We start from the raw sequence: 18,649 nt of genomic DNA on the forward strand, positions 1-18,649 counted from the left end.
CCGGAGGGCCATCGCGCAGCGACGCGACCGCAGGGAGCGCCCTTTACTCCGGCCCGGAAACGCCACACTCCAGGTATCGGTCGGCAGGGGGGCCCACCCTCCCGACCCCGACTAGAAGCACCGGGTAGGAGTCGGGGTGGATCGGGCGGGCTTCGTGCTGTTGTGGGGTTCAACTGGGGTGGCGGGGGCACCCGGAATCCCATGACCACTAAGGGTAATGAGAGTTGGCCCATGGGGCGGATCGAGGCGTTGGAAGGCCGGACCCGCGACCACCCCGTGGCGAGCCTGGCTTTCGGGTTCCTGGCCGTCTACGTACTCATCGGTGCGGTCATAACGCTGAGCGGAGCGCCTGTTACGCACGCCTGGGTCGCGCCTCTTGTCGCCATGGTCGCTGTGGGAGCGGGGATCGCGGCCGTCAGGTTCCCTCGGTGAATGCTTCCTGATTGCACGGGAAAGGACGGGCGTATGGGTCGCGTGGGATGGACCATGGAACAGCGGGCGGGTGTGCGGTGGTACGTCAAACTGACTGTTGTGCTCGTCGCTTTGGCGGCCGCCGTGTCCGTATTTCTCATCGTCTCGGGAATCGGCGCAGGGTGGGGTCTCCTTGCTGTCGTGGCGAGTTGCTGCTGCCTCTGGTATTTCGTCAGGCAGAGGGGCAAACTCGGGCGGCCCTCCGGACGGCACTGACCACCGGCCTACCGGGGTCGCGTCACGGTGAATTCGTTTCCGTCGGGGTCGAGCATCAGGAGCGGGCTGCTGTCGTCCGCGCCGGCGGCGGTGCGCGTCGCGCCCAGTGAGGTCAGGCGGGCGATCTCCGTGGTCCAGTCGGTGTCGGACCCGGCGGGTACCGCCAGCTCGAAGTACAGCCTGTTCGGGCCCGACTTCGGGGCCACCGGCGGGCCGCCCCACGTGAGCTTCGTGCCGCCCTGCGGCGACTGGATCGCGGTCTCCTCGTCCTGGTCCCAGACGAGGGGCCAGCCCAGCGTCTCGCTCCAGAAATAGCCGACCGCCTGTGTGCCGTCGCAGGCCAGTGCCCCGATGACGCCGGTGTCGGCAAGGAAGTTGTTGCCAGCCGGGATGACGCAGAACTCATTGCCGTCCGGGTCGGCGAGCACCACGTGCCCCTCTTCGGGGAGTTGGCCCACATCGATGTGCTTTCCGCCGAGCTCCAGGGCTCGGGACACCGTCTTCCCCTGGTCCTCGGGTGCGGCGCTCGTGAGGTCGAAGTGCGCCTGGTTCTGGCGGGTCTTCGGGTCCTGGCTCTCCAGGAAGCGGATACGGAAGCCGGAGCTGTCAGGGGGCTGGATCGCGGCGCTGCCGCCGTCCTTAGCGTCGGCCAACTCCCAGCGCAGGAGCCCGGACCAGAACCGCGCCAGGTCGGATGGGTGGGTTGCGTTGAAGCAGATCGCGGACAGATGGCTTGTCATATCCCGTGTATCTCCGATTCGTATTGCCGGTCAGACCGGGCGACCCAGGAACGCGGCCAGGCGGTCGATGGCCGGGGCGGTGTCCGCGACGGGCTGGGGCTCGGCGAAGCGGCCCTTGCGGGACTGGGTGGGGAGTTGTGACTGCGCGAAGTTCAAGGACTGCTCGGCGAGGTCATCGGGCAGGGCCGTGGGGATTCCGGTGGCCCGGGCGAGGTCCCAGCCGTGGGCGAGCAGGTCGCTGAGGCGGATCTGCAGGCGGTCGGCGCCTGTTGCGTGTCCCATGGGGCCCTGGAAGATCTGCTCCAGTACGCCTGGGCGGGAGAAGGCGGCTTGCAGTGCCGTACTGGAGGCGCGGAAAGCTTCGGCGGGGTCTTCACCGAGGACGTCTGCGCCGCGTTCGGGGAGTGGCCTGCCTTCGAGCATGGCCGCGAACACCAGGTCCATGCCGACCAGGTGGTGCACCACATCGCGCGCGTTCCACTCCGTGCAGGGGGTTGGGGCCGCCCACTGTTCGGTGCTGATCTCGGCGATCAGGTCGCCGACGGCCCTGCTCGCGCGCGCGAGATCTGCTACTGACGCCGTTGTAGTCACGGGGGGAGAGGGTAGAGCGGTTCTGGTCGGGTGTCCCAGTGATTTACGGACGTGTGGGGCGGGTGTCGGACTGGTTAGGGCTGCTTGAGGTCTGCGATGAACGCGGACCAGGCGGCGGCGGGAAGCACGAGCTTCGGGCCGGTGGGGTTCTTGGAGTCGCGGACGGGGACGACGTGGGAGTGGCCGTTGCCGATCTCTACACAGTTGTTGCCCTCGCCGCCGCTGTAGGTGGACTTGCGCCAGATGGGCGCGGCCATGTCACGGTTGGAAGCTGTGATCTTCATGCGCGTAATCCTCCGCCACCGATGAGATCAAGGCCAGGGATTGTTTTGGGGTAAGCGAGTTGGCCCTGAGCAGATCGTAGGACAGCTGATGGCGGGCGACTGTGGCTGGATCGTCCAACAGTCGGCCCGTGGCGGGCGCTTCGATGAGAGTGAGTGGAGGCGCGTCGTCGAAGTGCATGATCTTGAGTGAGCCGTGCAGGGAGGCGTGTCCTCCGGCTGCGAACGGGAGCACCTGGACGACGGCCCGGCGTTTCCGCATCAAGTCGGCAATGTGATGCAGGTTGGAGGCCATAACAGCAGGTCCACCGACCGGGCGGCGGAGAGCCGCCTCGTCAAGAACGACCCACAACAAAGGGCATGTTGGGCCATCGAGAAGCCGAGCGCGCTCGACCCGGGCATTCAGGAGCTTGTCGATCGTCGCGTCCGGCGCTGTGGGCTGGTAGTCGAGGAAGACTGCGCGGGCGTAGTCGGGAGTTTGGAGCAGGCCAGGGATCAGCATCGCCCCGTACTCCATGATTGCGGTGGCCAGAAGTTCGGCTTCCGCCGCCTCCGCAAAGTGCTCAGGGTGCTTAGACCTGTTCGCCTTCACGCAATGGCGAACGAAGAAGCCCCCCGTCGCCAGGATCTCGTCCAGCTTCGCCGCCATGTCCGGCAGGATCCGCCTCGTCCCCGCCTCCATCTGACCCACGTACGACCCGCTCACGAACAGGCGCTCACCCAGGGCCTGTTGGGTCAGCCCGGCCCGCTCCCGTGCATGATGCAACTCCTCGCCGATCATGATGCGGCGCGATGAGGGGTCGAGGTCCTTCGGTCCGGTCATGCGCATCAACTCCCGATCCAGCAACAGGCTTTGTTGGGGTGTTGCTACTGGAAAGCGTAGAGCGGTCGCGACCACGCTGTGTGGTGAAAGCGAACACTCAGCGTGGAGGAGCGGGCGATGGCGATGACCGGGCAGGAGCGGGTGCGGGCCGCGGAGGAGGCCGTGGAGCAGCTGGGCGCGGGGCTCATGGCGGTGGGGGTCGCGCTGCCCTCGCTGCGGGTGGACCCCGTGTCCTTCGCGGACCGGGGCGGGTTGCCGCTGGTCGATCTGGGGCGCTGCACCATCGATACCGCGCTGCGGCTCGTCGCCGTACTGCACGGCGTGGGAGCGGGGGCGGCGCGGTGAAGGTCGGTACGTACGCGGTCGATGCGCGCAGCGGGAGGGTGGGGCGCGTCATGGCGCGTGAGGGCGGGTTCGTGCAACTCCGGCCGCCGGGTGGTGGGTTGGAGTGGGACTGCCCGCCGGAGGTGCTGACGCCGGTGGAGTCGGGGGAGGCGTTGCGGGGGCTGGTCAGGGAGCTCAACCGGGAGGGGCGCCTGCCGTAGCGGGAGGGGCGGGGTCAGCCGCGTACCAGGCAGAAGGGGTGGCCGGCCGGGTCCAGGAGCACCAGCCAGCGGCCGTCGGCTTCGCCCTGCTGGTGGGGCGGTTTCGTGGCGCCCAGGGTGAGGAGGTGGGCCGCCGTCGCGGGCAGGTCGTCGGTCTTGAAGCAGATGTGGAGTTGCTGCGGCACGATCTGGTCGGGCCAGGTCGGGGGGCGGTAGTCGTCCACCCGCTGGAAGCCGATGAAGAGACCGTCCTCGCGGGTGAGGCCCGCGAACTCGGCGTCCGACTTGGGGTGCGGTTCATAGCCGGTGGCCTTTTGGTAGAAGGCGGCCAGGGCTATGGGGTCGGGGCAGTCGAGGTTGATCGCGGTCAGTCTCATCGTCGGGGGCATTGCGGCTCCGTGGTGATCGCGGGCGGTGGTGTCACACCGTAGAGAGGGGAGCGGTGCCCCCGCGACCGGGTTTGCTTCGCGGACCACCCGCCGGCTTACGCCGCCGAGTGCGCCGTGAAGGCGACCTCCTCGTGATCGGCGTCGAGCGCGATGCTGAGGGAGGCATCGAGGGCTTGCGCCAGGCGGCGTAGGAGCGGCAGCGTCGGGACTGTGTCAGCGCCCTCGATGCGGGAGATCTTGGCCTGGGTCAGGCCGACCCGCTCGGCGACCTCGGTCTGTGAGAGCCCCAGTTCCTGGCGGCGGTCGTACACGGCCTTCGCGAAGGCCATGGCGAGGCGGATCTCGGCCCGTTCCGCCTCGACCTCGGCGGTCTCCGCGTAACCCTCGATGATCTTCTTCTCGCGGGCCAGCTTCCAGCGGCTGTGGCTCATGCCGGATCTCCGTCCTTGGCGCGGTCGTATGTCACGTGGGCCGGTGCGTGCTCGGTCTCGCACGTCTTGCGGACCCGCACGGCCCGGTCGACCTGAGCTGTCTCGCGCATCCGGGATTTGCGGAAGACAGTTAGCAGAACGATGCGGCGGTCACGCCGTCGCGCAGGGGCCGGGCGAACGGCATGGGCAGGTGTGTGCCCATGTCTGCGAGGAGTTCGGCGTATTCCTCGACTTTGCGGAACTGATGGTCGGGCAGAAGCTCCAGCCAGGACCGGACCTCCGGCTCCGTCTCGATCGTGAACAGAGTGGGCATACGGCGGACCGTAATATGTCGTCGAGGTCATAATAGTGGAAGTGCTCGGTCTTCGCTCCATTGAGTGATGTGCGGGAGGGGCGTGCCCCGAACGGGGATCAGTCCGCGGAAGGTGCGACGCCCTCGAAGTCCGGGATCAGGTGGAAGAGCGCCTCTTGCTGGGCCGGGCCCACGTATTCGGCCAGGGAGTCGGTGACCGTCGACGCCAGGCTCGTCGAGGCCTCGCGGAGGAGGGTGCGGGCCTTGTCCGTGAGCGTGACCTCTACGCCTCTGCGGTCGCCGCAGGCCGAGGCGCGGGTGACCAGGCCGGCGCGCTGGAGCAGGGCCACCTGGTAGGTGAGGCGGGTTTTGGGGCGGCCCAGGAGTTCGGCGATGCGTGTCATGCGTACGCCTTCGCCCGACTCTCCGCGCTCCTCGGCGAGCAGGCAGAGGATGAGGAACTCGTCGTGGGAGACGCCCAGTTGGTCCTTGACCACCGAGTGCAGCCGTTGCTCCACGGCGCCTGTGGCCGCGCGCAGGAGCATCCAGGCGCGCAGTTCGGCGGGGAGCAGGCCCTCGCCCCGGCCGGGGCAGCCGGAGGGGCGGTCGTCGGATTTTGATGGCTCTGCCATGGGGTTGAGTGTATCGGTTGTCCAAATTTGCCCTACCTGGCCCGCGATGTTGTACAAATTTGGATCACTGGTTACGGTGGGACCCGCATCAGTCATCCAAATTTGGATCATCGGAGGAACGATCATGACCGTCGCCCCGGAAGCCGGCCCCTGGCAGCTCGACGCGAGCGCCTCCACCGTGGCCGTCGGTCACCGCACGATCTGGGGTCTCGTCAATGTGAAGGGCACCTTCGGCACCGTGACCGGCAGCGGGGAGCTGCAGGCCGACGGGAGCGTGACCGGCACCGTCGAGCTCGATGCCGCCTCCATCGACACCAAGAACGCCAAGCGCGACACCCATCTGCGCTCGGCGGACTTCTTCGACGTCGAGAAGCACCCCGAGATCACCTTCGCCGTGCTCGGCGCCAAGGTCGACGGGGATGCGGCCGAGCTCGACGGTCAGCTGACCGTGCGCGGTGTCAGCAAGCCGCGGGCCGTGCCCGCGAAGGTGACCCGCACCAGCGCGGACGAGGTCACACTCGACGTCGAATTCACCGTGGACCGCGGGGATTTCGGGATCACGTGGAATCAGCTGCGCATGATGGGCGGGCTGACGACCGTCACCGGGTCGCTCCGGTTCTCCCGCGTGAAGTAGCGCTCGGGCTTAGGCGGTCGGGTGGTTGTTCTGCCAGGCGTCTCGGCCTGCCTTTGCCGCGGTCTGGGCCGCCGTCTGGGCCTGGTGGAGGGTCCGGGACGCCATCTCGGTGGGCGGGACGTCCCAGGTGCCGGTCCAGTTGCGGCCCGCGCGGGCGAGTTCGTAGACCAGTACGCCGATGCCGACCGTCGCCGTCAGCGCGCCCAGGGCGGTGAGGGCGGCGCCGGTGGCGAGGGTGCGCTGCTGGGGGCGGAACTCGGTCCAGGAGATCTTGGAAACGCTCGTGTCAGCCATGGTTCCACCATGCGTGCGGGGCGTCGGGTCCGCACGTGGAGCGGGGCGACGGGGTCGGTTCCCGCTCCGGACGGGACCTAGAGCACGCCCGCGTCCCGTGCCGTCCAGAGGGACGGGATCAGGGGGCGGTAGCCCAGTTCGTGGCGGATGCGGGTCGTGGACATCACGCCGTGCCAGGGGTCCGGGGTCTCCTTCTCCTGGACCTCCTGCGGGACCGGCAGGCCGTGGAAATGGAAGAGGTCGGCCGTGGTGATCGGGGCGTCGTCGGCGATGTTGTAGACGCCGTGCGCCCCGGGTGCGTAGAGCAGGCGGCGCAGGCCCTGCGCGACGTCCTGGTGGTGGCCCATGTGCAGGCGCTGCATGGCGGGCCAGTTCGGGGCCCATTCCAGGGCGGTGGCCAGGTGGGGGTCGCCGTCGCCGTACACGAAGGGGAGCCGGGCGATGCGCAGGTCGTCGAGGCCGTCCAGCGCGGTGAGCGCCTGTTCCGCCTCCCACTTCGACTCGGGGTAGGCGCCCCACATGTGCGCGCCCGGCACGGTCTCGTCGGTCTCGACCAGGGGCCTGCCCCGGCCGGCCCCGTACACGAGACCCGTGCTGACCTGCACGAACCGTCGTACGCCCGAGGCCACCGCGGCCCGGCCCAGCTCGATTGCCGCGTCCCGGTTGACCGCCCTCGCCTCCTCGTCGGGCACCCCGCGGAATGCGGCGGCGACGTTCACCACCGCGTCCGCCCCGGCCGTCGCCTTGCCGAGGACCTCCGCGTCGCGCAGGTCGCCGACCAGCACCTGCACCTGGGCGCCGAGCGCGGCGTACTGCTCGCCGCGGGCCGCGTCGCGCACCAGGACGCGTACCTCGTCGCCGGGGGGAGCGCTCTGCAGCAGGCGGGGTACGAAACGCTTCCCGACCTGGCCTGTCGCGCCTGTCACCAATGTCAGCATGGCTGCCTCCTCGTTGTCGTCACCGGCGTGGTTGTCGCCATGCCTCAACCCTGCGCGAGGAGCGCGAGCGGCGGGAGAGACGCGGTTATCCAGGGACCGGCGCTCCCTGGCTGCGGCATCCGCCGGACATCCCCTAGCGCTGGGCCGCAGCGAGGCGGTCGGCCTGCCGGACGAGGAGGTAGAGCGGGAAGGGGGTCTGGCGTCCGACGTCCATCATGTTGAAGGTGGCGATGGTGTCGCCGACTTGAACGATGACCGTGTCGATGAACCGCTGCTGTCCGTGCCCGATGTCGTCGAACAACCGCTTGGCCCCGCCGTGGGGATAGGCGGCGAGCGTGGTGGTCCCTGGGTAGATGTCGGTCTTCCAGTTGATCAATTGCTGGGCCCCGGCTTGGTTGTTGCGCTGTCGGGGAGAGTCGTGACGGGTATGCCGTACGTACCTGGGTCGACGCCTTCCTTGAAGGTGAGTGACGTCAGCTGCCGGGTCGTGAGCCGGGGTGTGCCATGGAGCGTCGGCACCGGCACCGGCACCGGTTGGCGCTGCGACGGGGCTGCGAGCGGCTTCGTACTGGGCCGGGTGGTCCCCTTGCTGCCGGCCCCGCCTTCCGTACACCCGCAGGCCAGCGCGAGCAGCGCTGCCACCGGGCCCGCCACTCTGGCCATGCGCGTACGTCTGGATCCGGACCCCACGGCTGCCCCCCCGACGCTGGTTACGAAGTCGACGCTCATCATGGCCGGGGTGGATCGGCGGCGTCAGCCGCTCTTCCTCCGTGGCCGGATCCTGGCGAACTGTGGCTGTCCGGCCACTTCAGCCGGATCCGTGCTCCGCCCACCCTGGTGGTGAACACCCCACGTACCACCAGGAGATGTCCCATGCGCATGCGCGCCATCAGCCAGAACTCCGCAGGCGGCCCCGAGGTCCTGCACCTCGTCGAGACGGACCGTCCGGTCCCGGGACCCGGCGAGATCCTGGTCCGCGTCCAGGCGGCCGGTATCAATCCGGCGGACTGGAAGACCCGGGCCCGCGGCCGGTTCTCGACGGGTGCCGTACCGCCCTTCACGCTCGGCATCGATGTGGCCGGTGTGGTCGAGGAGGCGGGGTACGGAGTGGCGATCCATGTCCCCGGCGACGAGGTGTACGGCATGCCCCGCTTCCCCCATCCGGCAGGCGCGTACGCCGAGTTCGTCACGGCGCCCGCCCGCCACTTCGCCCGCCGCCCCGCCACGCTCGACGCGATCCACGCGGCCGCCCTCCCGCTGGCGGGCCTGACAGCGTGGCAGGCGCTGGTCGACACGGCCGACGTACAGCCGGGGCAGCGCGTCCTGATCCATGCGGCGGCGGGCGGCGTCGGCCATCTGGCGGTCCAGATCGCGAAGGCGCGGGGTGCGTACGTGATCGGCACGGCGAGCGCCGCCAAGCACGCGTTCCTGCGAGACCTGGGCGCGGACGAGCTGATCGACTACAACACCGTTGATTTCGCTGAGGTGTTGCGCGGTGCGGGCCTGGGCGTGGACGTGGTCCTGGACACGGTCGGCGGCGACTACTGGGCGCGCTCGCTCAGCGCTCTGCGCCCGGACGGTCGGCTGATCTCCGTCATCCCGCCGGACGACACCTTCCCTGCTGATCCGAGGGCCGGCTTCGTCCTCGTCGAACCGGACAGGGCGGGGCTGCTGGAGCTCACGGCGCTGGTGGAGGGCGGGCAGCTGCGGGTGGTCGTGGACACCACGTTCCCGCTCGAACAGGCCGCGAAGGCGCATGCGTTGGGGGAGTCGGTGCGGACGACGGGGAAGCTGGTGCTGTCGGTCGGTCCGTGAACTGCCGGAGGCGGCACTCCGGTTGGGGTGCCGCCTCCTGGTGAGCAGGGGTGGGTCAGGCCGCTGCCGGTTCCTTCTCCTTGTCGTGCGCCAGGGACGCCGACGGGTCCGCCGAGGGCAGGCCCTCGGCCGCCGCCTCGTCGGCCGTGACGTTGAACTCCGTCAGCATCTGCTTCGTGAAGCCGAAGTAGTACGTCGCTACGAAGCCCGCGATGTAGCCGACCAGCAGGCCGCCCGCGTAGATCGCGATCGTCGTGCCCAGGCCGTGGTTGCCCTGGAGGAGGGGGAACAGGGCCCAACCCGAGGGGCCGATCGCGGTGGAGCCGACCGTGTCGCCGAGCTGGTTGAAGAGGCCTACGAAGCCGCCGCCGAACGCGCCGCCGATGCAGGCCGTGATGAACGGGCGGCCCAGCGGGAGCGAGACACCGTAGATGAGCGGCTCGCCGACGCCCAGGAAGCCTGCGGGGAGCGCCGACTTGATCGTCTTGCGGATCGAGAGGTTGCGGGGGAGTCGCAGGTAGACCGCGATCGCCGAGCCGACCTGGCCCGCACCCGCCATCGCCAGGATCGGGAGCAGGACCGTGTAGCCCTGCTGCTCGATGAGCGTGGTGTGGATGGGGATGAGTGCTTGGTGCAGGCCGAGCATCACTACCGGGAGGAACAGGCCGCCGAGGATGAAGCCCGCACCCGCGCCGCCGTGGGCGAGGAGCCAGGTGGCCGAGGTTCCGATGGCGGTGGAGATCTCACCGGCGACGTACATCAGGCCGAAGAGCGTGACCAGGCCGGTCACCAGGACCGTGATCGTGGGGGTGAGGAGGACGTCCAGGGACTCCGGGACCCACCTGCGGCACCACTTCTCGACGTATACGGCGAGGATCGCCGCGCCCAGGGCGCCGAGCACGCCGCCCTGTCCGGGGGAGAGCTTCTCGCCGAACGCGGTGACGTTCGCGACGCCCGGGAAGACGATGACCGCCGCTGCCGCACCGCCCAGGATCGCCGTACCGCCGAACTCCTTCGCCGTGTTGTAGCCGACGAAGACCGCGATCAGTGCCATGAAGCCCGACGCGATCGAGGCGAGGGCGGGGGTGATGCCCGGGAGCCAGCCCGCGTTGACCAGCAGGCCGTTGATGCCCGCGATGATGCCGCAGCCGATCAGGGCCGGGATCAGCGGGACGAAGATGTTGGCGATCTTGCGGAGGAAGAGCTTGAACGGGGTGGCGTTCTTCGCCTTCTGCGCCGCCTTGATGGCTGCGCCCTGGGCTGCCAGCTCGTCGGCCGTGTGGGCCGATTCGGGTGCCGGCGGCTGGGGAGCCGCGGCCTTGCCCTCGGCGACCAGCGCCTCGAACTCGGGGGTGACCCTGGCGACCTTTCCGGGGCCCAGGACGATCTGGTACGTCTCGTCCTCGACCACTCCCATGACGTCCGGCAGTGCCTTGAGCGCGTCGTCGTCGACGAGCGTGCGGTCGACGAGACCGAGGCGGAGCCGGGTCATGCAGTGGGCGATGGAGGAGACGTTGGACGCACCGCCGACGAGGGGGAGGATCGCGGCGGCGGTGGCGCGGTTCTTGTCAGTAGCCATGGTGCGGGTGCCTTGCTGTGCGGGGGGTTCGGGTGCGGGTGGTGGGTCAGGGGGAGGTCAGGGCCGCGCGGAGGTGGCCCTTGGTGGTGGTGAGGCGGGTGATGGCCGTGGGGGCGTCGAGCTCGGCCAGGATCATGAGGATGGCCGTCTTGACCTCGCCATCGGCCGCGGTGAGCGCCGTTTCGATCTCGGCGTCGTCGGCGCCGGTGGCCAGGGCCACGATGCGGCGCGAGCGGGCGCGGAGCTTCTCGTTGGAGGCGCGGACGTCCACCATGAGGTTTCCGTACGTCTTGCCGAGCCGGATCATCGTGATCGTCGAGATCATGTTGAGGACCAGCTTCTGGGCCGTGCCGGCCTTCAGGCGGGTGGAGCCCGTGAGCAGTTCGGGGCCCGTGACGACCTCGATGCCGTGGTCCGCGGCAGCCGCCAGTGCACTGTCGGCGTTGCAGGACAGGCCCACCGAGAGCGCTCCCTTGGCGCGGGCGTGCTCGACGGCTCCGATCGCGTACGGGGTACGGCCCGAGGCCGAGATGCCGATGACGGTGTCGTCGGCGGTCAGGGCCAGGGAGTCCAGGTCCTCGGCCGCGAGGGTCTTGGAGTCCTCGGCGCCCTCGACCGCTTTGACCATGGCGGACGGGCCGCCCGCGATCAGGCCGACGACCTCGGCGGGGTCGGTGTTGAAGGTGGGCGGGCACTCGCTGGCATCCAGGACGCCCATGCGGCCTGCCGTGCCCGCACCCGCGTAGATGAGGCGTCCGCCGCGCGACATCCGGGCGGCGATGTCGTCGATCGCGGCCGCGATGCGCGGGAGCTGGGCGGCGACGGTGGTGGGGACGGATGCGTCCTCGCCGTTCATCAGCCGGGCGATGTCGAGCGTGGGGAGCGTGTCGATCTCGGCGAGCTCGGGGCGGTACGCCTCGGTGGCCATGGTCGCCAGCTGGGCGCGCAGCTCGCCGTAGTTCTCGTCGGAGGCGGCGGGGGTGGTGGAGGTGGAGGTCATGGTCGTGCGGCTCTACTTCCTGGTGCGGGGCGAGTGACGGTGTGCGAGTGCCTCGTACGAAGCGGCGAGGGCAGGGGCCGCCGTCTCGTACGTACGCTGGGTGACGCCGATGAATAGACAGTCCACGACGAGGAGTTGAGAGGTCCGCGACGACATCGCGGCGGGGCGCAGTTCGCTCTCGCGGGCGGTGGCGGTGGTCAGTATGTGGTCGGCGTACTGACTGACCGGGCCGTCCGGGCGGCCGGTGATCGCGATCGTCGTCGCACCGTGCTCGAAGGCGGCGTGCAGCGGCTCGATGACGTCGCCGGTGGAGCCGGAGTGGGTGATCGCGATGGCCACGTCGCCGGAGCGGAGCTGCACGGCGTTGGTCACGGCGAGGTGCGGGTCGGTGTGCGCGTGGGCGATGAGGCCGATGCGCAGGAGCTTCTGGGCGAGGTCGTTGGCGACCAGGCCGGACGCGCCGATTCCGTAGATGTCGATGCGGCGGGCGGAGGCGAGGGCGGAGACCGCCGCTCCCAGCTGGACGGTGTCCAGGCCTGCCGCGGTGTCGGCGAGGGTCTGCTGCTCGTCGTACGCGAGCTTGGCGACGACGTCCGCGATCGGATCGTCCACCGCGATGTCGGCGGTCACCGCGGGCGCCCGGCCCGACTGCTGCTGGGCGGCGAGGCCGGCCAGTGCGAGGCGCAGGTCGCGGTAGCCGGGGTAGCCGAGGAGGCGGGCGGTGCGGACCACGGTGGCCTCGCTGGTGCCGGTGAGCTCCGCGAGACCGGTGACGGTGAGGGCCGCGCAGCCTGCCGGATCGGCGGCCACGGCTTCGGCGACCCGCTGCATGGAGCGCGTCATGGACGGCGCGAGCGTGCGCACCTTGGCCGCGAGGGCGGCCGGGGCGGGCGGGGCGCTGTCGCCGGTGAAAATTTCCTTCACTCGATTGGTCACATTTGAAAGATATTTTCAGAGGTGGGCGTCCGTCAAGACCCCCAAGGTCCCGATCGTGTGACCTGGGACAAGGAGACAATGGGACGTATGGATCCTCTGAGCCCCCTGGAACAGTCCCTGCACGCGGCCCGCGCGCTCGTACTCGCCGATCTGGCGGCCCGCGACGTGGCCGATGCCGATGTCGTGTCGCTGGTGGAGGACGCGGTGACGCAGCGGCGGTGGTGGGTGGAGCAGTGGCCCGAGGGCGCCGAGTTCGTGCTGGGGCTGGTCGCTCAGGACGTACAGGACGCGCTGCTGGAGAAGTACGGGCGGTGGCCGCTCTGCCCGGTCTGCGGCGAAGAGGACCCGCATGCGCTGGAGGTCGAGCCGGAGCTCGGCGCCGATCCGCACTGGGTGTGCGCGAAGGCGGCCGTGATCGTGGCGCCGGTGGGGGCCCTGTCGTGACGGTCTACATAGATCCGCCGACCTGGCCCGGACACGGGCGCATGTGGTCGCATCTCGTGAGCGATGTGAGCTTCGAGGAGCTGCACGCTTTCGCGGCGGGGGTGGGGTGCCCGCCGCGTGCTTTCGAGCGCGATCACTACGACGTCCCCTCGCACCGGTACGCCGACGCCGTGCGCGCCGGTGCGGTCGAGATCGGCTCGAAGGAGCTGGTGCGGCGGCTTACCGAGGCGGGGCTGCGGCGGCCGAAGGGGCGCCCTGCGTGACGGAGTTGGACGGACCGGATGGGGACTTGGCGACCACGCGTGACGCCGTGGTGCGGTGCAGGCGCAGGGACACGGCTGCGAGCACGATCGCGACCGCCGTCATCGCCGCGCCCGCCCAGGCGGTCGCCGCGTAACCCAGGCCCGCGCTGATGACCAGGCCGCCGAGCCAGGGGCCGCCCGCGTTGCCCATGTTGAAGGCCGACGTCGTGGTCGCGCCCGCGAGCGTGGGGGCCGCGCCTGCCACGTTGAACATCCGGGCGTTGAGCGCGGGGGCCGTGTAGAAGGCCGACGTGCCGAGGAGGAACGCGAGGACGATCACGGCCGGGGCGCTGTGCGCGAGCAGCGCGAGCGCGATCAGGAAGGTCGTCGAGGCCGCGGTCCCGGTGAGCAGTACGCCGAAGAGGTGCGCGTCCGCGACCCGGCCGCCGACCGTCGTACCGACGAGAGCGCCGAAGCCGAAGAGCGCGAGGACGCCGGGGACCCAGCCCTCTGCGAGGCCCGCCGTGTCCGTGAGCAGCGGGGCCAGGTAGCTGAACGCGCAGAAGACGCCGCCCGCGGCGAGCGCGGTGATCGCGATCGAGAGCCAGACCTGGCGGTCGGCGTAGATGCTCAGTTCCTTCTTGAGCTGCGGCTTCTCGGCGGGGAGCGGGATGCGGGGGATGAGTGTCGTCACGCCGACCAGGGCGATCGCGGACGCCGCCCCTACCGCCCAGAACGCCGAACGCCAGCCGAGGCTGTCACCGAGGAACGCGCCCAGCGGGACACCGAGGACGTTCGCGATGGAGAGTCCGCCGATCATGACCGCCATCGCGCGGGCGCGGGCGTTGACCGGGACCATCGCGATGGCGACCGCCGCGCCGACCGCCCAGAAGCCCGCACAGGCGAGGGCGCTGACGACGCGGGACGCGAAGAGCAGGGCGTAGTTCGGGGCGAGCGCGCCGGCCACCTGGCCCAGGCCGAAGACGCTGATCAGGGCGATGAGCGTCGTACGCCGGGGGAGGCGCAGGGTCGCCACCGCGAGCAGCGGGGCGCCCACCACCATGCCGATCGCGAAGGCCGAGATGAGCAGGCCTGCGCGGGGGATCGAGACGTCCATGTCGTCGGCTATCGCCGGGAGCAGGCCGGAGAGCATGAATTCGCTCGTGCCCAGGGCGAAGACCGAGAGGCCCAGGATGTAGACGGCGAGCGGCATGCGGGCGGTGCCGGCGGGCGTGGGGACGGGCGCGGGTGTGGTGGCGGGCATGACAGGTGTCAACGTCTGCCATGGGTGTGGCATTCCTGGTCAGCGTGTGAGTTCGTACACGTCGAGGCCGTCCTCGTGGGTCGTGTACCGGAAGCCGGCGCGGGTCAGGACGCTCTGGGAGGGCTTGTTGCCGGGGTCGGTTTTGGCCAGCACCGTGGTGACGGTGGGGTGTTGGAGTGCTTGGGCGGACAGGGCGCGGACGGCTTCGGTCGCGTAGCCGTGGCCGCGGGCCGGCTCGGCGAGGTCGTAGCCGATCTCGACGCGGCCGTCGGTGGGGGCGCCGTGGAAGCCCATGCCGCCGATGGCCTTGCCGTCCTCGGTGCGGATGAGGGCGTACATCCCCCAGGTCTCGTCGTACACACCGGCGATCGCCGCCCTGACCACCCCGCCTGCCGCGCGGCGGGTGCCGTCGAAGGGGCCGCCCTCGATCCAGGCCAGACCGCCGGTGCCGCCGTCGGCGAGGTCGGCGGCTTCCTCGGGGGAGACGGGGCGGAGGGTGAGGCGCTCTGTAGGGATCACGTGGGGATTATGCGCGGAGGAGGTCCAGCTCGGTAGTGAGATTCGCGCGGGCCCTCTCCTGCCAGTGCGTGATGCCGTGCGGGGTGCGGAACAGGGCGGGCAGCGCGAGGAGTTGGGCCAGGACGGCCGAGCGGCCTTCGCGGAAGGCCTCGTCGGGGACGAAGGCGTACTCCTCGCGTACGGAGGCTGCGTACGCGGCGTACTCCTCGGGGGCGGCGGCGAGGATCGCGAGGTCCGCGTCGCACAGGACCTCGCCGTTGGTGTCGCCGGGGGCCGGGTCGTGGGTGGTGGTCAGGCGGACCAGGCGGGTGACTTCGGCGGTACGGGCGGGGGGTACGAGGAGTTCGGGGAGCGCGCGCTCGGCGAGGGCGGCGCTGCGCTCTTCGTTCTCGTCGCGGTCGGGGCGGTAGACCGCGTCGTGGAACCAGGCGGCGAGGCGGACGGCTGCGGGGTCGTCGGCGTGGTCGGCGAGGGTGTCGACGTGGGTGAGGACGGTGGTGAGGTGGGTGGGGGTGTGATAGCGGCGCTGGGGCTCCGACCAGCGGTCCAGGAGGTTCTGCGCGTAGGGGGTGGGGTCGGGGCCTGGGGCGCCTGCGCGGGCTTCTGTGATGGTGCGGGTCCAGTGGGCGAGGAGGGTGGGGGAGTGGGTGTCTGCGGCTGCGACTGCGTCTGCGGGCATGGGGTCATTGTTGCGGGTTGCGGGTTGCGGGTTGCGGGGGCGGGGCGTGGGGTCGCGGGGCGGCGGTGCGGGTGCGCGTTGCGGGGCGTGGGGCCGCTGCGCGGGGCTGGTCCCCTACCCGCCCCTTCCCGAAACTGGGGCAGAGCCCCAGGCCCCCTTGGCCCCGGTGTGCGGGGGCTTCGCCCCCTGCGCCCCCGATCGCGGCCTCCGGCCGCTCGTCCTCAAACGCCGGACGGGCTTGATTTTGCTGGGCTGGGCTGGGCTGGGCTGGGCTCGCACGTGCGGGATATTCGCGACACGGGCTCAGGCGAGCGGGGCTGTTTGTCCGGCCGGGGGTCCGGGGGTTGTCCCCCGGGCGAACACAGCAAGCCCCTGCGGCGATTGAGCAGCGGGGTCTGGGGCGGAGCCCCAGGAGGGGGCCCGCCCCTCGGCGGGGTCGAGCTGTCGGCGGGGGTCAGGCCATCGGGCGGAAGCCCCGCAGCCGCAGGCTGTTGCCCACCACGAACACCGACGAGAACGCCATCGCCGCCCCCGCGATCATCGGGTTCAGCAGGCCCGCCGCCGCCAGCGGCAGCGCCGCCACGTTGTACGCGAACGCCCAGAAGAGGTTCACCCGGATCGTGCCCAGGGTGCGGCGCGACAGGCGGATCGCGTCCGCCGCCGACCGCAGGTCGCCCCGTACCAGCGTCAGGTCGCCCGCCTCGATCGCCGCATCCGTGCCCGTGCCCATCGCCAGGCCCAGGTCCGCCTGTGCCAGGGCCGCCGCGTCGTTCACGCCGTCGCCGACCATCGCCACCGAACGGCCTTCGGACTGGAGGCGCTTGACCACCGCCACCTTGTCCTCCGGCATGACCTCGGCGATCACCTCGTCGATGCCGACCTCCGCCGCGACCGCGTCCGCCACCGCCTTGTTGTCGCCGGTCAGGAGGATCGGGGTGAGGCCGAGGGCGCGCAGGCGGCGGATCGCCTCGGGGCTGGTCTCCTTCACCGCGTCCGCCACCTCCAGGACCGCTCGCGCCTCGCCGTCCCAGGCGACCACGATCGCCGTACGGCCTGAGGCTTCCGCCTGGGTCTTCGCGCGCGACAGGGGCTCGGGGAGTGCGATCGACCAGTCCGTCAGGAGCTGGGTGCGGCCCACCAGGACCGCGTGGCCCTCCACGATCCCTTGGACGCCCAGGCCCGCCACGTTGGTGAAGTCCTCCGGGGCGGGGAGGGGCCTGCCTGTGCGCGCCGTCGCTCCCGCTGCCACCGCCTGCGCGATCGGGTGTTCCGACGCGTGCTCCAACGCCCCTGCCAGGCGCAGGACTTCGGGCTCCGACGTCGAGGGTGCGGTGTGGACCGCCAGGAGTGTCATACGGCCCGTCGTCACCGTGCCCGTCTTGTCGAGCACGATCGTGTCGACCTTGCGGGTCGTCTCCAGGACCTCGGGGCCCTTGATCAGGATGCCCAGCTGGGCGCCGCGGCCCGTGCCCACCATGAGGGCCGTGGGTGTGGCCAGGCCCAGGGCGCAGGGGCAGGCGATGATCAGGACCGAGACCGCGGCGGTGAAGGCCGCCGTCAGGCCGGCGCCGTTGCCCAGCCAGAAGCCGAGCGTGGCGACGGCGAGGGCGATGACCACCGGGACGAAGACCGCGGAGATCTTGTCGGCGAGGCGCTGGGCCGCCGCCTTTCCGTTCTGGGCGTCCTCCACCAGCTTTGCCATGCGGGCGAGTTGGGTGTCCGCGCCGACCCGGGTCGCTTCCACCACCAGGCGTCCGCCCGCGTTGAGCGTGGCTCCGGTGACCGCGTCGCCGGGGGCGACTTCGACCGGGACCGATTCGCCCGTGAGCATCGAGGCGTCCACCGCCGACGAGCCCTCCACCACCGTGCCGTCCGTGGCGATCTTCTCGCCGGGGCGGACCAGGAAGCGGTCGCCGGTCTTCAGGTCGGCGGTGGGGATGCGGTGTTCGGTCCGGTCGGCGCGGATCAGGGTGACTTCCTTCGCGCCCAGTTCGAGGAGGGCCTTGAGGGCCGCTCCCGCTTTTCTCTTCGAGCGGGCCTCGAAGTAGCGGCCCGCCAGGATGAAGGCCGTGACCCCTGCCGCCGCCTCCAGGTAGATGTTGCCCGCGCCGTCGCTGCGGCCGATGGTCAGCTCGAAGGGGTGCGTCATGCCGGTCATCCCGGCCGTACCGAAGAAGAGCGCCCAGAGGGACCAGAGGAAGGCGGCCGAGGTGCCCACCGAGATCAGGGTGTCCATCGTCGCGGCGCCGTGCCTGGCGTTCGTCCAGGCCGCCTTGTGGAAGGGGAGTGCGCCCCAGACCACGACCGGGGCGGCCAGCGTGAGGGACAGCCACTGCCAGTTGTCGAACTGGAGCGCCGGGATCATCGCCATCGCGATCACGGGGATCGCGAGGAGCGTGGAGACGATGAGGCGCTGACGCAGTGCGGCGAGGGCCGGGTCGGCCGGTTCGCCGGTTTCTTCCTGGGGAGGGAGCGGGGGTGCCGGCTCCTGCGCCGTGTAGCCGGTCTTCTCCACCGTGGCGATCAGGTCGGAGACCTCGGTTCCGGGGGCGTACGACACCTTTGCCTTCTCGGTGGCGTAGTTGACCGTGGCTGTGACCCCCTCCATTCGGTTGAGCTTCTTCTCGATACGGGCCGCGCACGAAGCGCAGGTCATGCCGCCGATGGCGAGCTCGACCTCGGCCCCGGCCGTGGTGGTGGGCGACGGCATGGTCTCCTCCTCTGCGTTTGATACCCCCAGGGGGTATCCAGTACGGGTTCATGTATACCCCCCAGGTGTATCAGGCGCAAGAGTGGGTGTTCAGAGTGCAAGCTGCGAAGGAGTACTACTGGGCCGTAGGCTGGTTATTGGACTAGACCAAGCCCGTAGCCGACTCCCTGAAGGATTGGGATCT

At 70.4% G+C, this 18,649-nt stretch carries 25 protein-coding genes; 6 read left to right on the forward strand and 19 right to left on the reverse strand.

Annotated features, from left to right (window positions below; genetic code table 11):
* Nucleotides 1-231 precede the first annotated feature (231 nt).
* Nucleotides 232-432 (forward strand): hypothetical protein, encoded by a 201-nt coding sequence (locus tag AB0H78_RS12620; RefSeq protein ID WP_363234332.1) that lies wholly within the window; start codon nt 232-234, stop codon nt 430-432.
* 263 nt (nt 433-695) lie between these two features.
* Here the strand turns inward: AB0H78_RS12620 and AB0H78_RS12625 are convergent, their stop codons facing one another.
* The 4 genes from AB0H78_RS12625 to AB0H78_RS12640 form a co-directional block, all read right to left on the reverse strand.
* Complete coding sequence (locus AB0H78_RS12625; RefSeq protein ID WP_363234333.1) at nt 696-1,427, reverse strand: VOC family protein; 732 nt, start codon at nt 1,425-1,427, stop codon at nt 696-698.
* 30 nt (nt 1,428-1,457) lie between these two features.
* Nucleotides 1,458-2,018 carry a TIGR03086 family metal-binding protein gene (locus tag AB0H78_RS12630; protein WP_363234334.1) on the reverse strand — a complete coding sequence of 187 codons (561 nt, stop codon included), beginning with the start codon at nt 2,016-2,018 and terminating at the stop codon, nt 1,458-1,460.
* 74 nt (nt 2,019-2,092) lie between these two features.
* Complete coding sequence (locus AB0H78_RS12635) at nt 2,093-2,302, reverse strand: DUF397 domain-containing protein (RefSeq protein WP_363234335.1); 210 nt, start codon at nt 2,300-2,302, stop codon at nt 2,093-2,095.
* The gene (locus AB0H78_RS12640; protein WP_363234336.1) at nt 2,277-3,122 is read right to left on the reverse strand and encodes a helix-turn-helix transcriptional regulator; all 846 of its coding nucleotides are present in this window, start codon (nt 3,120-3,122) and stop codon (nt 2,277-2,279) included. The genes AB0H78_RS12635 and AB0H78_RS12640 overlap by 26 nt, the downstream gene beginning before the upstream one ends.
* Before the next feature lie 117 nt (nt 3,123-3,239).
* Here AB0H78_RS12640 and AB0H78_RS12645 point away from each other — a divergent pair, with 117 nt between their 5' ends.
* The gene (locus AB0H78_RS12645; protein WP_363234337.1) at nt 3,240-3,467 is read left to right on the forward strand and encodes a hypothetical protein; all 228 of its coding nucleotides are present in this window, start codon (nt 3,240-3,242) and stop codon (nt 3,465-3,467) included.
* Between the two features lie 214 nt (nt 3,468-3,681).
* Here the strand turns inward: AB0H78_RS12645 and AB0H78_RS12650 are convergent, their stop codons facing one another.
* The 4 genes from AB0H78_RS12650 to AB0H78_RS12665 all read right to left on the reverse strand — a co-directional run bounded on the left by AB0H78_RS12650 (nt 3,682) and on the right by AB0H78_RS12665 (nt 5,411).
* Nucleotides 3,682-4,056: a VOC family protein gene (locus AB0H78_RS12650; RefSeq protein WP_363234338.1), complete on the reverse strand. Its 375-nt coding sequence runs from the start codon at nt 4,054-4,056 to the stop codon at nt 3,682-3,684.
* Nucleotides 4,057-4,151: 95 nt separating this feature from the next.
* Nucleotides 4,152-4,487, reverse strand: coding sequence for a helix-turn-helix domain-containing protein (locus tag AB0H78_RS12655; protein ID WP_363234339.1), 336 nt, complete (start codon nt 4,485-4,487; stop codon nt 4,152-4,154).
* 130 nt (nt 4,488-4,617) lie between these two features.
* A complete protein-coding gene (locus AB0H78_RS12660; protein ID WP_363234340.1) occupies nt 4,618-4,800 on the reverse strand; it encodes a hypothetical protein in 183 nt (60 codons plus the stop codon).
* A 98-nt stretch (nt 4,801-4,898) separates the two neighbouring features.
* Nucleotides 4,899-5,411, reverse strand: a complete 513-nt coding sequence (locus tag AB0H78_RS12665) for a MarR family transcriptional regulator (protein WP_363234341.1) — start codon at nt 5,409-5,411, stop codon at nt 4,899-4,901.
* A gap of 124 nt (nt 5,412-5,535) precedes the next feature.
* On the opposite strand from AB0H78_RS12665, the gene AB0H78_RS12670 reads away from it, so the two are divergent.
* Complete coding sequence (locus AB0H78_RS12670) at nt 5,536-6,045, forward strand: YceI family protein (RefSeq protein ID WP_363234342.1); 510 nt, start codon at nt 5,536-5,538, stop codon at nt 6,043-6,045.
* A 9-nt stretch (nt 6,046-6,054) separates the two neighbouring features.
* Here the strand turns inward: AB0H78_RS12670 and AB0H78_RS12675 are convergent, their stop codons facing one another.
* The 4 genes from AB0H78_RS12675 to AB0H78_RS12690 all read right to left on the reverse strand — a co-directional run bounded on the left by AB0H78_RS12675 (nt 6,055) and on the right by AB0H78_RS12690 (nt 7,940).
* A complete protein-coding gene (locus tag AB0H78_RS12675) occupies nt 6,055-6,339 on the reverse strand; it encodes a hypothetical protein (RefSeq protein ID WP_363234343.1) in 285 nt (94 codons plus the stop codon).
* A gap of 77 nt (nt 6,340-6,416) precedes the next feature.
* Complete coding sequence (locus AB0H78_RS12680) at nt 6,417-7,277, reverse strand: NAD(P)-dependent oxidoreductase (protein ID WP_363234344.1); 861 nt, start codon at nt 7,275-7,277, stop codon at nt 6,417-6,419.
* A 133-nt stretch (nt 7,278-7,410) separates the two neighbouring features.
* A complete protein-coding gene (locus AB0H78_RS12685; protein WP_363234345.1) occupies nt 7,411-7,653 on the reverse strand; it encodes a hypothetical protein in 243 nt (80 codons plus the stop codon).
* Nucleotides 7,650-7,940, reverse strand: a complete 291-nt coding sequence (locus tag AB0H78_RS12690; protein WP_363234346.1) for a hypothetical protein — start codon at nt 7,938-7,940, stop codon at nt 7,650-7,652. The genes AB0H78_RS12685 and AB0H78_RS12690 overlap by 4 nt, the downstream gene beginning before the upstream one ends.
* 210 nt (nt 7,941-8,150) lie before the next feature.
* On the opposite strand from AB0H78_RS12690, the gene AB0H78_RS12695 reads away from it, so the two are divergent.
* Nucleotides 8,151-9,092, forward strand: a complete 942-nt coding sequence (locus AB0H78_RS12695) for an NADP-dependent oxidoreductase (protein ID WP_363234347.1) — start codon at nt 8,151-8,153, stop codon at nt 9,090-9,092.
* Between the two features lie 55 nt (nt 9,093-9,147).
* Here the strand turns inward: AB0H78_RS12695 and AB0H78_RS12700 are convergent, their stop codons facing one another.
* Genes AB0H78_RS12700 through AB0H78_RS12710 form a run of 3 tightly spaced genes read right to left on the reverse strand, consistent with a single transcriptional unit; the run spans nt 9,148 to nt 12,607 of the window.
* Nucleotides 9,148-10,671 carry a PTS transporter subunit EIIC gene (locus tag AB0H78_RS12700; RefSeq protein WP_363234348.1) on the reverse strand — a complete coding sequence of 508 codons (1,524 nt, stop codon included), beginning with the start codon at nt 10,669-10,671 and terminating at the stop codon, nt 9,148-9,150.
* A 46-nt stretch (nt 10,672-10,717) separates the two neighbouring features.
* The gene (gene murQ, locus AB0H78_RS12705; RefSeq protein ID WP_363234349.1) at nt 10,718-11,671 is read right to left on the reverse strand and encodes an N-acetylmuramic acid 6-phosphate etherase; all 954 of its coding nucleotides are present in this window, start codon (nt 11,669-11,671) and stop codon (nt 10,718-10,720) included.
* 12 nt (nt 11,672-11,683) lie between these two features.
* Nucleotides 11,684-12,607: a MurR/RpiR family transcriptional regulator gene (locus AB0H78_RS12710; RefSeq protein WP_363234350.1), complete on the reverse strand. Its 924-nt coding sequence runs from the start codon at nt 12,605-12,607 to the stop codon at nt 11,684-11,686.
* An 87-nt stretch (nt 12,608-12,694) separates the two neighbouring features.
* Here AB0H78_RS12710 and AB0H78_RS12715 point away from each other — a divergent pair, with 87 nt between their 5' ends.
* Nucleotides 12,695-13,051 carry a hypothetical protein gene (locus AB0H78_RS12715; protein WP_363234351.1) on the forward strand — a complete coding sequence of 119 codons (357 nt, stop codon included), beginning with the start codon at nt 12,695-12,697 and terminating at the stop codon, nt 13,049-13,051.
* Nucleotides 13,048-13,314 carry a DUF4031 domain-containing protein gene (locus AB0H78_RS12720; protein ID WP_363234352.1) on the forward strand — a complete coding sequence of 89 codons (267 nt, stop codon included), beginning with the start codon at nt 13,048-13,050 and terminating at the stop codon, nt 13,312-13,314. The genes AB0H78_RS12715 and AB0H78_RS12720 overlap by 4 nt, the downstream gene beginning before the upstream one ends.
* Here the strand turns inward: AB0H78_RS12720 and AB0H78_RS12725 are convergent.
* From AB0H78_RS12725 to AB0H78_RS12740, 4 genes are all read right to left on the reverse strand, one after another.
* Nucleotides 13,271-14,506 (reverse strand): Cmx/CmrA family chloramphenicol efflux MFS transporter, encoded by a 1,236-nt coding sequence (locus tag AB0H78_RS12725; protein WP_363234666.1) that lies wholly within the window; start codon nt 14,504-14,506, stop codon nt 13,271-13,273. The genes AB0H78_RS12720 and AB0H78_RS12725 overlap by 44 nt on opposite strands.
* A 90-nt stretch (nt 14,507-14,596) precedes the next feature.
* Nucleotides 14,597-15,076, reverse strand: a complete 480-nt coding sequence (locus AB0H78_RS12730) for a GNAT family N-acetyltransferase (protein ID WP_363234353.1) — start codon at nt 15,074-15,076, stop codon at nt 14,597-14,599.
* A 7-nt stretch (nt 15,077-15,083) separates the two neighbouring features.
* Complete coding sequence (locus AB0H78_RS12735) at nt 15,084-15,755, reverse strand: hypothetical protein (protein WP_363234354.1); 672 nt, start codon at nt 15,753-15,755, stop codon at nt 15,084-15,086.
* Between the two features lie 454 nt (nt 15,756-16,209).
* The gene (locus tag AB0H78_RS12740; protein ID WP_363234355.1) at nt 16,210-18,465 is read right to left on the reverse strand and encodes a heavy metal translocating P-type ATPase; all 2,256 of its coding nucleotides are present in this window, start codon (nt 18,463-18,465) and stop codon (nt 16,210-16,212) included.
* Nucleotides 18,466-18,649: the final 184 nt, after the last annotated feature.

Source organism: Streptomyces sp. NPDC050738 (genome assembly GCF_040654175.1).
Lineage (GTDB): Bacteria > Actinomycetota > Actinomycetes > Streptomycetales > Streptomycetaceae > Streptomyces.

What these genes read in the sequence shown, in the direction of transcription:
- AB0H78_RS12620 (WP_363234332.1), top strand. Translation starts at nt 232, where the DNA reads ATGGGGCGGATCGAGGCGTTGGAAGGCCGGACCCGCGACCACCCCGTG.
- AB0H78_RS12625 (WP_363234333.1), bottom strand. Translation starts at nt 1,427, where the DNA reads ATGACAAGCCATCTGTCCGCGATCTGCTTCAACGCAACCCACCCATCC.
- AB0H78_RS12635 (WP_363234335.1), bottom strand. Translation starts at nt 2,302, where the DNA reads ATGAAGATCACAGCTTCCAACCGTGACATGGCCGCGCCCATCTGGCGC.
- AB0H78_RS12640 (WP_363234336.1), bottom strand. Translation starts at nt 3,122, where the DNA reads ATGACCGGACCGAAGGACCTCGACCCCTCATCGCGCCGCATCATGATC.
- AB0H78_RS12645 (WP_363234337.1), top strand. Translation starts at nt 3,240, where the DNA reads ATGGCGATGACCGGGCAGGAGCGGGTGCGGGCCGCGGAGGAGGCCGTG.
- AB0H78_RS12650 (WP_363234338.1), bottom strand. Translation starts at nt 4,056, where the DNA reads ATGCCCCCGACGATGAGACTGACCGCGATCAACCTCGACTGCCCCGAC.
- AB0H78_RS12655 (WP_363234339.1), bottom strand. Translation starts at nt 4,487, where the DNA reads ATGAGCCACAGCCGCTGGAAGCTGGCCCGCGAGAAGAAGATCATCGAG.
- AB0H78_RS12660 (WP_363234340.1), bottom strand. Translation starts at nt 4,800, where the DNA reads ATGCCCACTCTGTTCACGATCGAGACGGAGCCGGAGGTCCGGTCCTGG.
- AB0H78_RS12665 (WP_363234341.1), bottom strand. Translation starts at nt 5,411, where the DNA reads ATGGCAGAGCCATCAAAATCCGACGACCGCCCCTCCGGCTGCCCCGGC.
- AB0H78_RS12670 (WP_363234342.1), top strand. Translation starts at nt 5,536, where the DNA reads ATGACCGTCGCCCCGGAAGCCGGCCCCTGGCAGCTCGACGCGAGCGCC.
- AB0H78_RS12675 (WP_363234343.1), bottom strand. Translation starts at nt 6,339, where the DNA reads ATGGCTGACACGAGCGTTTCCAAGATCTCCTGGACCGAGTTCCGCCCC.
- AB0H78_RS12680 (WP_363234344.1), bottom strand. Translation starts at nt 7,277, where the DNA reads ATGCTGACATTGGTGACAGGCGCGACAGGCCAGGTCGGGAAGCGTTTC.
- AB0H78_RS12690 (WP_363234346.1), bottom strand. Translation starts at nt 7,940, where the DNA reads ATGGCCAGAGTGGCGGGCCCGGTGGCAGCGCTGCTCGCGCTGGCCTGC.
- AB0H78_RS12695 (WP_363234347.1), top strand. Translation starts at nt 8,151, where the DNA reads ATGCGCATGCGCGCCATCAGCCAGAACTCCGCAGGCGGCCCCGAGGTC.
- AB0H78_RS12700 (WP_363234348.1), bottom strand. Translation starts at nt 10,671, where the DNA reads ATGGCTACTGACAAGAACCGCGCCACCGCCGCCGCGATCCTCCCCCTC.
- murQ (WP_363234349.1), bottom strand. Translation starts at nt 11,671, where the DNA reads ATGACCTCCACCTCCACCACCCCCGCCGCCTCCGACGAGAACTACGGC.
- AB0H78_RS12715 (WP_363234351.1), top strand. Translation starts at nt 12,695, where the DNA reads ATGGATCCTCTGAGCCCCCTGGAACAGTCCCTGCACGCGGCCCGCGCG.
- AB0H78_RS12725 (WP_363234666.1), bottom strand. Translation starts at nt 14,506, where the DNA reads ATGCCGCTCGCCGTCTACATCCTGGGCCTCTCGGTCTTCGCCCTGGGC.
- AB0H78_RS12735 (WP_363234354.1), bottom strand. Translation starts at nt 15,755, where the DNA reads ATGCCCGCAGACGCAGTCGCAGCCGCAGACACCCACTCCCCCACCCTC.
- AB0H78_RS12740 (WP_363234355.1), bottom strand. Translation starts at nt 18,465, where the DNA reads ATGCCGTCGCCCACCACCACGGCCGGGGCCGAGGTCGAGCTCGCCATC.